We start from the raw sequence: 15,549 nt of genomic DNA, 5'->3' as shown, positions 1-15,549 counted from the left end.
GCCCGGGCCAGGGCAATACGCTGGCGCTGGCCGCCCGAGAACATGTGCGGGTAACGCTGGTAATGCTCGGGCCGCAGGCCGACCTGCTCCATCATCTTCTGCACTTTCTCGCGCCGTTCGGCCTTGCTCAACGAGGTGTTGATCAACAGTGGCTCGGCCAACTGGTCGCCGATCTTCTGCCGTGGGTTGAGCGAGGCATAAGGGCTCTGGAAGACCATCTGCACGTCACGGCGCAGTTGCTTGCGTTCAGCCTTGCTGGCGCCTTTTACCTCGGTGCCGGCGATCTGCAGCGAGCCGGACGAGGGCTCTTCGATCAGGGTCAGCGCGCGGGCCAGGGTCGACTTGCCGCAGCCGGACTCGCCGACCACGGCCAGGGTCTTGCCGGCCTCCAGTTCGAACGACACGCCATTGAGCGCGCGCACCAGGGCGTGGCCCTTGAACAGGCCACGGGACACTTCGTAATGGCGAGTCAGCTCGCGGGCAGTGAGTACGACGGCCATTACGCCACCTCCTGGTTCAGCGGGTAGAAGCAACGCACCAGGCTATGCGCCTGGGGGGCGAGGGGTGGGCGCTGTTGCCGGCAGTTGTCCTGCACGTAGGGGCAGCGCGGCGACAGCAGGCAGCCTTGCGGTCGGTCATAGCGACCGGGGACGATGCCGGGCAGGGTCGCCAAGCGCTCGGCACCCAGGCTGTGCTCGGGGATCGCCGCCAGCAGCGCTTCGCTGTAGGGGTGCGCTGGCACGTCGAACAGCTCTGGCACCTGGCCCACTTCCACGGCCTGGCCTGCATACATCACACAGACACGTCGGGCGGTTTCGGCCACCACGGCCAGGTCATGGGTGATCAGGATGAGCGCCATGTTGCGCTCCTTCTGCAGGTTCACCAACAGCTCCATGATCTGCGCCTGGATGGTGACATCCAGGGCCGTGGTCGGCTCATCGGCTATCAGCAGCTTGGGTTCACCGGCAATCGCCATGGCAATCGCCACGCGCTGGCTCATACCGCCGGACAATTGGTGCGGGTAAGCGTCCAGGCGGCTTTCTGCGGCCGGGATCTCGACTTTTTTCAGCAACTCCAGGGCACGCTGGCGCGCCGCCTTGCCCTTCAGGCCCAGGTGCTGGCGCAGTACTTCCTCGATCTGAAAACCTACGGTGTAGCTTGGGTTGAGCGCGGTCATCGGGTCCTGGAAGACCATGGCGATGTCCTTGCCCACCACCTTGCGCCGCTGCCGGCCGCTGAGCTTGAGCATGTTGGTGCCGTTGAACGTCAGGGTATCGGCGGTGATGCGCCCGGGGGCGTCGATCAGCCCCATCAAGGCCATCATGGTGACCGATTTGCCCGAGCCGGATTCGCCGACGATGGCCAGGATCTCGCCGGCATCCACTGCCAGGTCCAGGCCGTCGACCACGGGTACCGCGTTGGCGTCGCCGAAGCGCACGTTGAGGTTGTTGATCTGCAACAGTGACATGGCGTTCTCCTCAGGCGGCGTTCTTGAGTTTCGGGTCCAGCGCATCGCGCAGTCCGTCGCCCATCAGGTTGATTGCCAGCACGCTGAGCAGAATGGTCACCCCAGGCAGGCTGACCACCCACCAGGCGCGTTCGATGTAGTCGCGGGCCGAGGCCAGCATGGTGCCCCACTCGGGGGTCGGCGGTTGCACGCCCAGGCCCAGGAAGCCCAGGGCCGCGGCGTCGAGGATCGCCGAAGAGAAACTCAAGGTGGCTTGCACGATCAACGGCGCCATGCAGTTGGGCAGCACAGTGACGAACATCAGGCGCGGCAGGCTGGCACCGGCCAGGCGGGCGGCGGTGACGTAGTCGCGGTTCAGTTCACCCATCACTGCGGCGCGGGTCAGGCGCACATAGGCGGGCAGCGAGACGATGGCGATGGCGATCACCGTGTTGAGCAGGCCGGGGCCGAGGATGGCGACGATGGCCACCGCCAGCAACAGCGACGGCAGGGCCAGCATCACGTCCATCAGGCGCATGATCGAGGGGCCGAGCAAGTGCGGGAAGAAGCCGGCCAGCAGGCCCAGCAGAATCCCCGGGATCAGCGAAATCACCACCGACGACAAGCCGATCAGCAATGACAACCGGGCACCCTGGATCAACCGCGACAGCAGGTCGCGACCCAGCTCGTCGGTGCCGAGGATGAATTGCCAGTTACCCCCTTCGAGCCACACCGGCGGGGTCAGCAGGAAGTCGCGGTACTGCTCGCTCGGGTCATGTGGGGCGACCCAGGGGGCGAACAGGGCGCAGAACACCACCAGGCACATGAAGGCCAGGCCCATCACCGCGCCCTTGTTGCGCGAGAAGGCGTGCCAGAATTCCTTGTACGGCGAGGGGTAGAGCAGGCTTTGGTCCACCGGGATGGCCGGTGTGACGGGTTTTGCAAGTGGACTGGTCATGGCGGGGGCCTCAGCGCTGATGACGGATGCGTGGGTTGGCCAGGCCGTAGAGGATGTCCACGACGAAGTTGACCAGAATCACCAGGCAGGCGATCAACAGGATGCCGTTCTGGACCACGGGGTAGTCACGGGCACCGATGGCTTCGATCAGCCATTTGCCGATGCCCGGCCAGGAAAAGATGGTTTCGGTAAGCACCGCACCGGCCAGCAACGTGCCGACCTGCAGGCCGAATACAGTGAGCACCGGGATCAGGGCATTGCGCAGGCCGTGAACGAACACCACGCGAGCCGGTGACAGGCCTTTGGCGCGGGCGGTGCGGATGTAGTCTTCGCGCAGCACTTCGAGCATCGACGAGCGGGTCATGCGGGCGATCACCGCCAGCGGAATGGTACCCAGCACGATGGCCGGCAGGATCAGGTGCATCACAGCGTCCTTGAACGCGCCTTCTTCGTCGCTGAGCAGGGTGTCGATCAACATGAAACCGGTTTTCGGCTCGATGTCGTAGAGCAGGTCGATGCGCCCGGACACCGGCGTCCAGCCCAGGCTGACCGAGAAGAACATGATCAGGATCAGCCCCCACCAGAAGATCGGCATGGAGTAACCGGCGAGCGAAATGCCCATGACCCCGTGATCGAACAGCGAGCCGCGCTTGAGCGCGGCGATCACCCCGGCGAGCAACCCGACGATGCCGGCGAACAGCAGCGCGGCAAAGGCCAACTCCAAGGTGGCGGGGAACAGGGTGAGGAATTCGGTCCACACGCTTTCGCGGGTGCGCAGCGATTCACCCAGGTCACCCTGGGCGAGCTTGCCCACATAGTCCAGGTACTGGACCGGCAGCGGCTTGTTCAGGCCCAGGCGCTCCATGGCCTGGGCGTGCATTTCGGGGTCGACCCTGCGTTCGCCCATCATCACTTCCACCGGGTCGCCGGGGATCAGGCGTATGAGCGCGAAGGTCAGCAAGGTGATACCGAAAAAGGTCGGGATCAGCAGGCCCAGGCGCCGGGCAATAAAACTCAACATTGTCGGGGTTACCTCATCAGCCGTTGTACGGCAGTGCCGCTGGTCCCCGTGTGGGCTGCCAGCGGTCGTTGTTTTTCTACTTCACCTTGGTGGTGGCGAAGTTGTTGTTGGTCAGAGGGTTGATCACGTAACCCTCCACGTTCTCACGCATGGCGGTAAATATCTTGGGGTGGGCCATGCTGATCCAGGGCTGGTCGTCATCGTACACCTTCAATGCCTCGCTATAGAGCCTTGCACGCTCGCCGTTGTCGGTCACCTCACGGGCCTGGTTGATCAGCGCCTGGAATTTCGAGTTGCACCAGCGGGCGTAGTTCTCGCCATTTTTCGCCGCCTCGCAACTGAGCAGCGGGGTGAGGAAATTGTCCGGGTCGCCGTTGTCGCTTGCCCAGCCTGTGGAAACCAGGTCGGCTTCGCCTCTTTTGGCCCGGCGCAGCATCTCTGCCCACTCCATGACGCGAATGTCGAGCTTGATGCCGACCTTGGCCAGGTCGGCCTGGAGCATTTCCGCCGACAGCCGTGGGTTGGGGTTGGTAGGGCCACCGCCGTTGCGGGTGAACAGGGTGATGACCGTACCGTCCGGCACACCGGCCGCTTTGAGCAGCGCACGTGCCTGGTCGAGGTCGCGCGGTGGGTTTTGGTTGTCGCGGTTGAAGCCGATCATGCTCGGCGGATAGGGGTTGATGCCGACCACGGCATTGCCTTTGCCGAACAGCTGGTCGACGTGGGCCTGGCGGTCGAAGGCCATGTTGATGGCTTTGCGCACACGCACGTCGCTGAGGTATTTGTGTTCGGTGTTCATGGCGATATAGCCGGTGACCAGTGCTTCGGTATTGGCCACCTTGAGCTTGGGGTCGGCCTTGATCGACGGCACGTCCTCAGGCTTGGGGTACAGCGCCACCTGGCATTCGTTGGCGCGCAGCTTTTGCAGGCGTACGTTGCTGTCGTTGGCGATGGCGAAGATCAGGGCATCGGCCGGTGGCTTGCCACGGAAATAGTCCGGGTTGGGCTTGTAGCGGACCTGGGCGTCCTTGTTGTAGCGCTGGAAGATGAACGGGCCGGTGCCGATCGGCTTGCTGTTGAGGTCGCCGGTCTTGCCAGCCTTGAGCAACTGGTCGCCGTACTCGGCCGAGTAGATCGAGGTGAAGCCCATGGCCATGTCGCGCAGAAACGGTGCTTCAGGGCGGGTCAGGGTGATGACCACGGTGCGATCGTCGGTCTTGTCCACCGACTTGAGCAATTTGCCAAAGGCCATGCTTTCGAAATACGGGTAGCCGACGCTGGTCTTGTCGTGCCAGGGGTGTTGCGGGTCGAGTTGGCGGCGCAGGCTCCACAGCACGTCATCGGCATTGAAGTCGCGGGTTGGGGTGAAGTAGTCGGTGGTGTGGAACTTCACCCCCTGGCGTAGGTGGAAGGTGTAGGTCAGGCCATCGGCTGAGATGTCCCAGCGCTCGGCCAGGGCTGGCTGGATGTCGGTAGTCCCAGGTGTGAAATCGACCAGGCGATTGAACAGCGTTTCGGACGAGGCATCGAATGTCACGGCAGTGGTGTACTGGACGACGTCGAAACCCTCGGGGCTGGCTTCGGTGCACACCACCAGCGGCTTGGCCGCAAGCGGCGCGGCGCTGCCCAGGATGAGCGCTGCCAAGGCAGCGTGGAGCGGTAGCGATTTCATGATTACTCCCTGCAAGCATTGATTCCAGCGTAGCCGCCACGGCCTGTTTTTTTCACTGGGTGAAGCAGGCCGTGGCGTCATCGGTCAGAGGATGTTGAACGGAATGGTGGTCACCAGGCGGAACTCGTCCAGGCTGCCATCGGCCTGCGCCTTGCTGGCGCGGTGCGCGGTGTAGGTGGCGCGGATGCTGGTGTCCTTCAGCGGGCCGCTCTGCACGGCGTAGCTGGTGCCGACGCCCCACTCGTAGTGGGTCTCGCCGTCCATGCCGTTGACGTCATAGGCAGTGCCCCGGTAATGGGTGCCATCGATGCCCCAACCGCGTGCGTTGTACAGGTTGAACTTGAGGCCCGGCACGCCATACGGCGCCATGTTCAGCACGTAGGAAAGCTGCAGCGATTTCTCGTTCGGGCCGTTGAAGTCCGAGAGCAGCGAGTTGGCCAAGTAGATGCCGTTGGTTTCGTGCAGGTAGTCGAAGTACTCGTTGCCGTTGACCTGTTGCCATGACGCGCTGAGGGTGTGGGCCTGGTGGGTGAGGGCGAGCGACAGGCTGTAGGTGTCGTTGTCGATCTCGCCCATCTTCTTGCTGCCTGCATCCACGGTCTTGTAGTAGTTCAGGCCGGTGCTCAGGCTGAGCACGGCGCTGTCGCCCAGCACGTGGTTGGCGCCAAAGTAGTACTGGTTCCAGAAGTCGTCGACCTTGGTGGCGTACAGGCTGGTGCTCAGGCTTTTGAACGGCTGGTAGTTGACCCCGGCCGTGCTGGCGCGGTCGGTCTCGACGCCGGCGGCGCCGTACTCGGTGCGGAACTTGCTGAGGCTCTGTTCGGTACGGGGCGAGACGCGGTCGAAGGTGCCCAGGTCGAACGACAGGTTGTCGAATTCGGCGCTGTGCAAGAAGGCGCCCTGGAAGCTCGATGGCAGGGCGCGGTTGCCGATGTAGGCGATCATCGGCGTGTCCACCGACTGGCGGCCGAGAGTGAGGGTGGTGTTCGACACCCGGGCCTTGATGTTGCCCAGGCCCAGTTTGCTCCACTGGCCGACGGGGTCGCCGTCGCTGTGGGTCAGCGTGCGGTTGTTGGGCCCGGCGATCGCCTCGCGGCTTTGTTGCAGGGCAATGGCGTTGTAGCCGGCGGCTTCGACGGCAAAACCCACGGTGCCTTGGGTAAAGCCCGAGCTGTAGTTGAGGATGGTGCCCTGCAGCCAGTTCTCGCGGCTGTGGGTGTCGTGGCGAGTACCGTCGCGCTTGTAGTACTTCCAGAGCGGCGCGCGGGTGGCGCGCTCGCGGGCATACCAGTTGCGGGTGCTGCCAGAGACGCTTTGGCCGTCGATGAAGCCGGTCGCCTGGTCTTGTTCGCTGCTGGTCTTGAGGCTGAGGGGGACGTAGGCCTGGCTTTGGGGTTCGGCTTCGGCCACGGAGCAGACGCTGCCGAGGGTCAATGCCAGTGCGGTTGAGGTGAATAGTCTCAAGGTGAAAACTCCCTTTCCTTTTTCTAGTTATTACCGGCCTTGTGAGCCGGGGGTTTTACTGCGGTGTTGCCAGAGTTGCCCGGGGTTACCGGGCTAATCAGGGGGAGGGGTGTCGTTTGGCTAGTGCCTAATCAACACTCACACTGTGTCGCCGCCTCGGGGTACGAATGGCGGCAACAGTTCGCCGATCCCGCTGCGGATGGAGGCGGGGCGGTATGCTGTGATCGGATCTGGGGGGGGGCTGGCACCCGCCGCCTGGCGGGTACCGGGATCTACCCTATTTGTCCACGCTGACGCCGTAGAAGGCGTTCAACGCGAACGGGCTGATCTTGAAGTCCTTCACCTTGGCGCTCATGGGCTGGTACACGGTGGAGTGGGCGATCGGGGTGATCGGCACCTGCTCCTTGAGGATGTGCTGCGCCTGCTGGTACAGCTCGGTGCGCTTGGCCTGGTCCGAGGTGGCCTTGGCCTGCTTGATCAGGTCGTCGTAAGGCTTGTAGCACCACTTGGAGAAGTTGTTGCCGTCGATGGCATCGCAGCCGTACAGGGTACCCAGCCAGTTGTCCGGGTCACCGTTGTCGCCGCTCCAGCCAATCAGCATGGCGCCTTGTTCGCCGCCTTTTGAGCGCTTGATGTACTCGCCCCATTCATAGCTGACGATTTTTGCCTTGATGCCGATCTTGGCCCAGTCGGCTTGCAGCATTTCAGCCATCAGCTTGGCATTGGGGTTGTACGGGCGTTGCACCGGCATGGCCCACAGGGTGATCTCGGTGCCTTCCTTGATGCCGGCTTGCTTGAGCAGCTGTTTGGCCTTTTCCGGGTCGTAGGTGGCGTCCTTGATACTGTCGTCATAGGACCACTGGGTGGGCGGCATGCCGTTTACCGCCAACTGACCGGCACCCTGGTAAACCGATTCGATGATCTTCTTCTTGTCCACCGCCATGTCCAGTGCCTGGCGCACTTCGAGCTTGGCCATGGGGTTGGGCGCGTCGCTGCCCTTGATCTTGTCCATCACGTTGTAGGCGATGTAACCGAGGTTGAAGCCGGCCTGATGCGGCATCTGCAGGTTCTTGTCGGCCTTGAGCGGCTCGATGTCCGCCGGCCGCGGGAACAAGGTGACCTGGCACTCGCCCTTCTTCAGCTTCTGCATGCGCACGGAGGCATCGGTGGTGATGGCGAAGATCAGGTTGTCGATCTTCACGTCTTCGGGTTTCCAGTAGTCCTTGTTGCCCTTGAAACGGATCTGCGCGTCTTTCTGATACTTGCTGAACACGAACGGGCCGGTGCCGATCGGCTTCTGGTTGAGGTCGGCGGCCTTGCCACCCTTGAGCAACTGGTCGGCGTACTCGGCCGACTGAATGGAGGCGAAACTCATTGCCAGGTTCTGGATGAACGCGGCGTCGACGTCGTTGAGGGTGAACTTGACCGTGTGTTCGTCGACTTTCTCCAGCTTGGCAATGTTCTTGTCCATGCCCATGTCGGTGAAGTAGGGGAACTCGGTGGGGTAGGCCTTACGGAACGGGTGGTCCTTGTCGAGCATGCGGTTGAAGGTGAACAGCACGTCGTCGGCATTGAATGGGCGGCTTGGCTTGAAGTAGTCAGTGGTGTGGAACTTGACCCCTTCGCGCAGGTGGAAGGTGTAGGCCTTGCCGTCGTCGGACACTTCCCATTTTGTCGCCAGGCCCGGAATCACGGCGGTACCGCCACGTTCGAACTGGGTCAGGCGGTTGAACACGGTCTCGGCCGAGGCGTCGAAGTCGGTTCCCGTTGTGTACTGCCCTGGGTCGAAGCCGGCGGGGCTGCCTTCGGAGCAGAACACCAGGTTGGACGCCGCGTGGGTGTGGGGTGCGCCAGCGAGCAAACCTGCGCCAAGCAGGAACGGAATGACTGCGTGTTTGAGCATGGTGGCCTCATTGTTGTCATTTTTGATTGAGGTGGCCTCGTGAGCCGACCTGAGGATACTTATGCAGGGGCTATTCCCAATGCAACACTCGGAAGGATAGTTGGCGCCAGAAAGGTGGTACGGCCGTACATGGATGTCGCATCGGTATAACTTTCGGCGAAGTTGAACGTTTGCGAGGGCAAAATGATGGCTTTTTGCTGAATGTTTCGGGGGGAGGGAAATGTAGGCATGCACCGTCAGGGTGCGTAGGAGATGTCTGAAAACGCTAAAAGTGGCCTTGCCGGGCGCAGGGGCCGCTCAGAAAGGGGCGCAACGCGCCCCCTTGTGCCTCAAGGCATCTGAACTTCGATCAAGCCATCGGCATTCATGCTGACTTCGCTGGTGCCCGCCTCGATATCCGGCGCCGGTGCCGCTTCGTCACCCGCCATGGCCTTCATGGCCATCGGTGCGCTGCGCATATAAGGGCGTGGGTAACCGCTGCTGTTGAGGTTGAGGTTGACCACTTTGTAGCCCTTGCCACCCAGTGCCTCGGTGGCCAACTGAGCGCGTGCCTTGAAGGCATTGACGGCGTCCTTGAGCAGGTCGTCCTCGCTGGCCTTGCGCGTGGCCGGGGCGATGGAGAAGTCCATGCCGCCCATTTTCAGCGTTTGCAGCAGGTCGGCGGTCAGTTGCGACAGGGCTGGGAAGTCGGCGCTCTCCAGGCGCAGCTCGGCACGTTCACGCCAGCCGGTGATCTTTTGCCCTTTGCTGTCGTACACCGGGTAGCTGTTGCGGCTGCCCTGGCTGATCTTCACATCCTTGACCTGGCGAGACTGCTGCACAGCCTTGTTCATGGTCTCGGTGATCTCTTTGGCAAGCTTGCCCGGGTCGGTGTTCTGCGCTTCGCTGTAGAGGGTCACGACCATCAGGTCGCGCGGCACTTCCTTGCTGACTTCGGCACGCAGCGATACCTGGTTGAAGCGCGGCTCTTCGGCCGCCAGCGCAGGCAGGCTGGCGAGCAGCCCGCACGACAGGATCAGGGCAGTGCCGCGACGAGGGATTTGCATGTAAGACTCCTTGGCAATAAAAGGGCGTGGGATCTGGTATCCATTCCACGCATGGCCCATCAGACCGGGAACAGTGTAGTGGGTTCAAAAGTGCCACTATGCACCTGTGACAAAGTGTGGCGCTTTGCCGCATCGCTGCAGCGAGGCGCCCGGCTTCGGTATACTCCAGCCGATTTTCTGGAGCACTCATCAGGAGAGCTCATGCTCGCTGACGTACAACCGTTGTCCGCTACCCGTCAGAACCTCTGGCGCCTGACTGTCATCCGCGTGCTGGTCCTGGCTGCCCAGGCAGGCTCGGTGGGCGTCGCCTACTGGACCGACCTGCTGCCCTTGCCATGGTTTTCGCTGGCAGCGACGCTGGCGCTGTCGTCCATCCTGTGTGCGTTTACCGCGTTGCGCCTGCGCCTGTCGCTGCCGGTCACTGAACTTGAGTATGCACTGCAGCTTGCCTGCGACCTGTTGATCCACAGTGCCTTGCTGTATTACTCCGGCGGCTCGACCAACCCGTTCGTTTCTTATTACCTTGTGCCGCTGGCCATTGCCGCAGTGACCTTGCCTTGGCTGTATTCGTTGATCCTTTCGGGCATCGCGCTGACGGCCTACAGCCTGCTGCTGGTGCAGTTCTACCCGCTTGAAGGGTTGCCGATGGCGCGGGACAAGATGCAGGTCTACGGCATGTGGCTGAGCATCGCCCTGGCAGCCGCAGTCATCACCTTCTTTGCCGCGCGCATGGCCGAGGAGCTGCGGCGCCAAGAACAACTGCGCTCCGAGCGCCGTGAAGAGAGCCTGCGCGATGAGCAATTGCTGGCCGTGGCCACCCAGGCCGCCGGCGCTGCCCATGAGCTGGGCACACCGCTGGCGACCATGAGCGTACTGCTTAACGAAATGCGCCAGGACCACCCGGACCCTTTGTTGCAGGAAGACCTGCAGATCCTTCAGGACCAGGTCAAACTGTGCAAAGAAACCTTGCAGCAACTGGTGCGTGCCGCCGAGGCCAACCGCCGCCTGGCAATGGTCGAGCAGGACGTCACCGTCTGGCTGGACGAGGCGCTCAACCGTTGGCACCTGATGCGGCCCGAGGCCAGCTACCGCTTCCAGCGGCTCAGGGATGGCCAGGTACCCCGGCTGACGCCGCCACCTGACCTGACTCAGGCCCTGCTGAACCTGCTGAACAATGCAGCCGACGCGTGCCCGGACGACCTTGAGGTGCGCCTGGACTGGGACGCCGAGGACATTGTCATCAGCATTCGTGACCATGGCCCTGGTGTGCCCCCGGCAATCGCCGAAGCGATTGGCAAACCCTTTATTACCACCAAGGGCAAAGGCTTCGGCCTGGGCCTGTTCTTGAGCAAGGCCAGCGTGACGCGTGCGGGCGGTTCGGTGAAACTCTATAGTCATGAGCAGGGTGGCACCCTGACCGAACTGCGCCTGCCCCATGGCAAGCGAGGAGATGAATGATGAGTGAAGATATCCAGGTTGAAGGCGAAGAGCTGCCGCACCTGCTGCTGGTGGATGACGATGCCACCTTTACCCGGGTCATGGCGCGCGCCATGAGCCGCCGCGGGTTCCGCGTGAGCACCGCAGGCTCGGCCGAGGAGGGGCTGATCCTGGCCCAGCAGGACCTGCCGGACTACGCCACGCTGGACCTGAAGATGGAAGGTGACTCGGGGTTGGTGCTGCTGCCCAAGCTGCTGGAGCTGGACCCGGAGATGCGGGTGGTGATCCTCACCGGTTACTCGAGCATCGCCACCGCAGTCGAGGCAGTCAAACGCGGTGCCTGCAACTACCTGTGCAAGCCGGCCGATGCTGACGATGTACTCGCGGCGCTGCTTTCCGAGCACGCTGACCTGGATGCCCTGGTGCCGGAAAACCCGATGTCGGTCGACCGCCTGCAGTGGGAGCACATCCAGCGCGTGCTGAACGAACACGAAGGCAATATCTCGGCCACGGCGCGGGCGTTGGGCATGCACCGGCGGACCTTGCAGCGCAAGCTGCAGAAGCGACCGGTTCGGCGCTAAGCCGGCGCTGACCCGTTCGCGGGCAAGCCCGCTCCCACAAATTATGGGCGCGAGCTTGCCCCGCGAACGGTCCCTGGCTGTCAGACACGTCTCTGTATCGCATCCTGATCCCCGCAACTCGCAGCCGTTGACGTATCATTAGCCCCCTGACGGCAACTCCCTGCAGGATCGCATGCTCGCCCTTCTTATCCAGACGCTGAACATCACGGCGCCAGTCTTCGCCATGCTGTTCATGGGCATACTGCTCAAACGCATCCACCTGATCGACGACAACTTCAACCGTGTCGCGTCGCAGCTGGTGTTCAATGTCTGCATGCCGGCGCTGCTGTTCCTGGGCATCTACCACGCCGACCTGGCGGCCGCAGTCAAACCCGGCGTCATCCTGTATTTCGTCGCTGCTACCCTGGTCGGCTTCGCCGTGGCCTGGGGCCTGGCTCTCTGGCGTTGCCCGCCGGCAGACCGCGGCATCTACACCCAAGGCGCATTTCGCGGCAACAACGGCGTGATCGGCCTGGCGCTGGCCGCCAGCCTGTACGGCGACTACGGTATCTCGCTAGGGGCGGTACTGGCAGGCCTGGTGATCCTCATGTACAACTCGCTGTCGGCGGTGGTGCTGGCGGTGTACAGCCCGGACCTCAAGTCCGACCCGTGGAGCATCTGCAAGAGCATCTTCAGCAACCCCTTGATCCTCAGTGTGCTGGTGGCAACGCCCATGGCCTACGGCCAGGTGCCGCTGCCTAACTGGTTGCTCACCTCGGGCGACTACCTGGCGCAGATGACCCTGCCGCTGGCGCTGATCTGCATTGGCGGTACCCTGTCGCTGGCGGCGCTGCGTGACAGTGGCAGGCTGGCGATCGATGCCAGCCTGGTGAAGATGGTCTGGTTGCCGTTGGTCGGCACTTTGGGTGCCTGGCTGTGCGGTTTCCGCGGTGCCGAGCTGGGCATCCTGTTCCTGTACATCGGCAGCCCTACCGCTGCGGCCAGCTACGTGATGGCACGGGCGGCCAATGGCAACCATGAATTGGCTGCCTCGATCATCGTGATCACGACGCTAATGGCGGCGATCACCACCAATATCGGTATTTTCATCTTGCAGTGGGGCGGATGGATCTAGATCCTTGACTGCAAATAACAGCAATAACACTGCCTCACTGAGCTAAAGGACACTTCATGCAAGACCAGAGCACGCCCGAGCGCTTGCAGCGCGGGTTGAAGAACCGCCATATCCAGCTGATCGCGCTGGGTGGGGCCATCGGCACGGGGCTGTTTCTGGGGATCGCCCAGACCATTCAGCTGGCTGGCCCTTCCGTTTTGCTGGGCTATGCCATTGCCGGCCTGATGGCCTTCTTCATCATGCGCCAGCTTGGCGAAATGGTGGTCGAAGAGCCGGTCGCCGGCAGCTTCAGCCACTTTGCTCACCAGTACTGGAGCGAATTTGCAGGCTTCGTCTCGGGCTGGAACTACTGGGTGGTGTACGTGCTGGTGGGCATGGCCGAGCTGACGGCGGTGGGCATCTATGTGCAGTACTGGTGGCCAGACTTCCCTACCTGGGCGACGGCGGCGATCTTCTTCGTGGTCATCAACCTCATCAACCTGACGCAGGTGAAGGTCTACGGTGAGATGGAGTTCTGGTTCGCCCTGGTCAAGGTGGTGGCCATCGTCAGCATGATCGGCTTTGGTGCCTGGCTGCTGAGCAGCGGCCATGGCGGCCCGGATGCCAGCGTGGCCAACCTGTGGCAGTACGGTGGTTTCTTCCCTAACGGCGTCACTGGCCTGGTCATGGCCCTGGCCGTGATCATGTTCTCCTTCGGTGGGCTGGAGCTGGTGGGTATCACCGCTGCCGAGGCGGACAACCCGCGTCAGAGCATCCCCAAGGCCACCAACCAGGTGGTCTACCGCATCCTGATTTTCTACATTGGCGCCTTGGCGGTGCTGCTGTCGCTGTACCCATGGCAGAAGGTGGTGCAGGGGGGGAGCCCGTTCGTGATGATCTTCCATGAGCTGGACAGCGACCTGGTGGCGACCATCCTCAACGTCGTGGTGTTGACGGCTGCGCTGTCGGTTTACAACAGCTGTGTCTACGCCAACAGCCGCATGCTGTTCGGCCTGGCCAGCCAGGGCGATGCGCCGCGTCAGTTGCTCAAGGTCAGCCGCAGTGGCGTCCCGCTGACGGCGCTGGGCGTTTCGGCGTTCGCCACTGGCCTGTGCGTATTGATCAACTACCTGATGCCGGGGGAAGCCTTCGGTTTGCTGATGGCCCTGGCGGTGTCGGCGCTGGTGATCAACTGGGCGAGCATCAGCATTACCCACCTGAAGTTCCGCAAGGCCAAACTGGGCGCGGGCATTACCCCGTTTTATCAGAGCTGGGGGCACCCGATCACCAATTACCTGTGCCTGGCCTTCATCGTGCTGATTCTGGTGGTGATGTACCTGACGCCGCCGATTCGTATTTCGGTGATGTTGATTCCGGGGTGGATCGCGGTGCTGTGGGTGGCGTTCCGGTTGAAGAAGGCGCGGCAGGCGAGGGGCTGACAAAGCACCTGGCTTGAGCCTGGCCGCCTTGACGCTACCCCTTATGGCACCTCAATGCTGTCGGCGCCAGGCACGCACGGTGGTATACAGCAACACCACCGCTAGCACCGGCAGCACATAAAACAGCATGAGCCGTTCCAGGCGCCCGGCCAGTGGCATGCCGGTGGTAAAGGCCACCACATGCAGCCCATAGGCCAGGTACAGGCAAAGGAACACCAAGCCTTCAGCGCGGGTAATCCGGTACCCCGAATAAAACACCGGCAGGCTCAGCGCCGCCACACCCAGCATCACCGGCAAGTCAAAGGCCAGTGCGTTGGGTGAGATCGACAGCGGCTCTGGCGTGATCAACGCAGTCAGCCCCAATACACCCAGCAGGTTGAACAGGTTGCTGCCGATCACCGTGCCCACGGCGATCTCCCGTTCGCCGCGAAGGGCGGCGATCATCGCCGCCGCCAGCTCTGGCAGCGACGTGCACACCGCCACCACGGTCAGGCCGATGATGCGTTCGGACAGCCCCAGGTCGGTCGCCACCTCGACGACGGCTTCCAGCAGCAGGTGCCCGGCCAGGCTCAGCAGGCCAAGGCCGAGGGCAATCTGCAACAGGGCGCCAGACCAGAAGCGTGCGCCGCTGACGGTGATGAAGCTGGGCGCGGGGTAGGTGCGGGCGTAATGCCGCGATTGGTGCCAGAGCATGCCCAGGTAGCCCACCAGCGTCAGCAACAGCAGCAGGCCCTCCCAGCGGCCCAGGTAGCCATTGGCGGCGAGCGCATACACCAGCGCGCTGGCGACGATCATCAGGGGGATATCCAGGCGCACCAGCTGGCGTGATACGCGCAGTGGGATGATCAGCGCGGCCAGGCCGAGAATCACCAGCACGTTGAAGATATTGCTGCCGATCACGCTGCCGACTGCGACATCGGGTGCGCCTTGGTAGGCAGCCTGCAGGCTTACGGTGAGCTGCGGCGCGGTGCTGCCGAAGGCCACCAGGCTCAGGCCGATGATCAATGGCCGCACGTGCAGGCGCAGGGCCAGGCGCAGGGCCACACGTACCAGTAGCTCTGCACCGCAGGCCAGCAGCACGAGGGCGACGCCCAGTTGCAGGAGGCTGAAGGTGGGAAGGGTGGCGAGGTCGAAAATGGTCGGGCTCCAGTCGGTCAGTCGCTCAGACCTTGTACCCGGACGCGCGCCGTTCCGCTACGGAGCATGCCGATTTTTTCTGCTGCGGCGCGTGACAGGTCGATCAGCCGGCCACGTGTATGCGGGCCGCGGTCGTTGATGCGCACCACCACGCTGCGTTGGTTGGCAAGGTTGGTGACCAGCACCTTGCTGCCGAAGGGCAGGCTGCGGTGAGCGGCGGTGAGGCCATGCTGGTTGAAAGGCTCGCCACTGGCCGTGCGTTTGCCGTGGTGGCGGGCGCCGTAATAGGAGGCGGTACCGGTCTGGTTGTAGCCGCGAGGGTCGATGTCGTGGCTGGCGCAGCCGGCCAGC

The 15,549-nt window shown here is 62.9% G+C and carries 14 protein-coding genes; 4 read left to right on the top strand and 10 right to left on the bottom strand.

Annotated elements, in window-relative coordinates; genetic code table 11:
* The 8 genes from NP534_RS20325 to NP534_RS20290 all read right to left on the bottom strand — a co-directional run.
* Positions 1-500 (bottom strand): ATP-binding cassette domain-containing protein (locus tag NP534_RS20325; protein WP_274099881.1); only part of this gene is annotated, 500 nt, incomplete at its 3' end.
* Positions 500-1,468 (bottom strand): ABC transporter ATP-binding protein, encoded by a 969-nt coding sequence (locus tag NP534_RS20320; protein ID WP_033701138.1) that lies wholly within the window; start codon positions 1,466-1,468, stop codon positions 500-502. The genes NP534_RS20325 and NP534_RS20320, both read right to left, overlap by 1 nt.
* 10 nt (positions 1,469-1,478) lie before the next feature.
* Positions 1,479-2,405 (bottom strand): ABC transporter permease subunit, encoded by a 927-nt coding sequence (locus NP534_RS20315; RefSeq protein ID WP_274099880.1) that lies wholly within the window; start codon positions 2,403-2,405, stop codon positions 1,479-1,481.
* Positions 2,406-2,415: 10 nt separating this feature from the next.
* Entirely contained in the window at positions 2,416-3,426 is a 1,011-nt protein-coding gene (locus NP534_RS20310) for an ABC transporter permease subunit (RefSeq protein WP_016485006.1), read from the bottom strand.
* Positions 3,427-3,502: 76 nt separating this feature from the next.
* Positions 3,503-5,098 (bottom strand): ABC transporter substrate-binding protein, encoded by a 1,596-nt coding sequence (locus NP534_RS20305; RefSeq protein ID WP_274099879.1) that lies wholly within the window; start codon positions 5,096-5,098, stop codon positions 3,503-3,505.
* Positions 5,099-5,182: 84 nt separating this feature from the next.
* Positions 5,183-6,562: an OprD family porin gene (locus NP534_RS20300; protein WP_274099878.1), complete on the bottom strand. Its 1,380-nt coding sequence runs from the start codon at positions 6,560-6,562 to the stop codon at positions 5,183-5,185.
* Positions 6,563-6,839: 277 nt separating this feature from the next.
* Positions 6,840-8,465, bottom strand: coding sequence for an ABC transporter substrate-binding protein (locus NP534_RS20295; RefSeq protein WP_274099877.1), 1,626 nt, complete (start codon positions 8,463-8,465; stop codon positions 6,840-6,842).
* A 329-nt stretch (positions 8,466-8,794) separates the two neighbouring features.
* Positions 8,795-9,511 carry an SIMPL domain-containing protein gene (locus tag NP534_RS20290; protein ID WP_274099876.1) on the bottom strand — a complete coding sequence of 239 codons (717 nt, stop codon included), beginning with the start codon at positions 9,509-9,511 and terminating at the stop codon, positions 8,795-8,797.
* Positions 9,512-9,712: 201 nt separating this feature from the next.
* Here NP534_RS20290 and NP534_RS20285 point away from each other — a divergent pair, with 201 nt between their 5' ends.
* The 4 genes from NP534_RS20285 (at position 9,713) to NP534_RS20270 (ending at position 14,061) form a co-directional block, all read left to right on the top strand.
* On the top strand, positions 9,713-10,969 hold the full coding sequence (locus NP534_RS20285; RefSeq protein ID WP_033701130.1) for an ATP-binding protein: 1,257 nt from the start codon (positions 9,713-9,715) through the stop codon (positions 10,967-10,969).
* Positions 10,969-11,529, top strand: a complete 561-nt coding sequence (locus NP534_RS20280) for a response regulator transcription factor (protein ID WP_033701129.1) — start codon at positions 10,969-10,971, stop codon at positions 11,527-11,529. The genes NP534_RS20285 and NP534_RS20280 overlap by 1 nt, the downstream gene beginning before the upstream one ends.
* Before the next feature lie 172 nt (positions 11,530-11,701).
* A complete protein-coding gene (locus tag NP534_RS20275) occupies positions 11,702-12,643 on the top strand; it encodes an AEC family transporter (protein ID WP_033701128.1) in 942 nt (313 codons plus the stop codon).
* A gap of 56 nt (positions 12,644-12,699) precedes the next feature.
* Positions 12,700-14,061 carry an amino acid permease gene (locus tag NP534_RS20270; RefSeq protein WP_274099875.1) on the top strand — a complete coding sequence of 454 codons (1,362 nt, stop codon included), beginning with the start codon at positions 12,700-12,702 and terminating at the stop codon, positions 14,059-14,061.
* A gap of 51 nt (positions 14,062-14,112) precedes the next feature.
* Here the strand turns inward: NP534_RS20270 and NP534_RS20265 are convergent, their stop codons facing one another.
* Positions 14,113-15,156, bottom strand: a complete 1,044-nt coding sequence (locus NP534_RS20265) for a calcium/sodium antiporter (protein ID WP_274099882.1) — start codon at positions 15,154-15,156, stop codon at positions 14,113-14,115.
* 59 nt (positions 15,157-15,215) lie between these two features.
* On the bottom strand, positions 15,216-15,548 hold the full coding sequence (locus tag NP534_RS20260) for a septal ring lytic transglycosylase RlpA family protein (RefSeq protein ID WP_274099874.1): 333 nt from the start codon (positions 15,546-15,548) through the stop codon (positions 15,216-15,218).
* Between the last annotated feature and the right edge of the window lies 1 nt (position 15,549).

Origin of the sequence: Pseudomonas sp. 39004 (assembly GCF_028682155.1) — a bacterium.
Lineage (GTDB): Bacteria > Pseudomonadota > Gammaproteobacteria > Pseudomonadales > Pseudomonadaceae > Aquipseudomonas > Aquipseudomonas capeferrum.
Note: the sequence above shows the minus strand (reverse complement) of the source record. Positions and strands in the feature narration are given on the sequence as shown.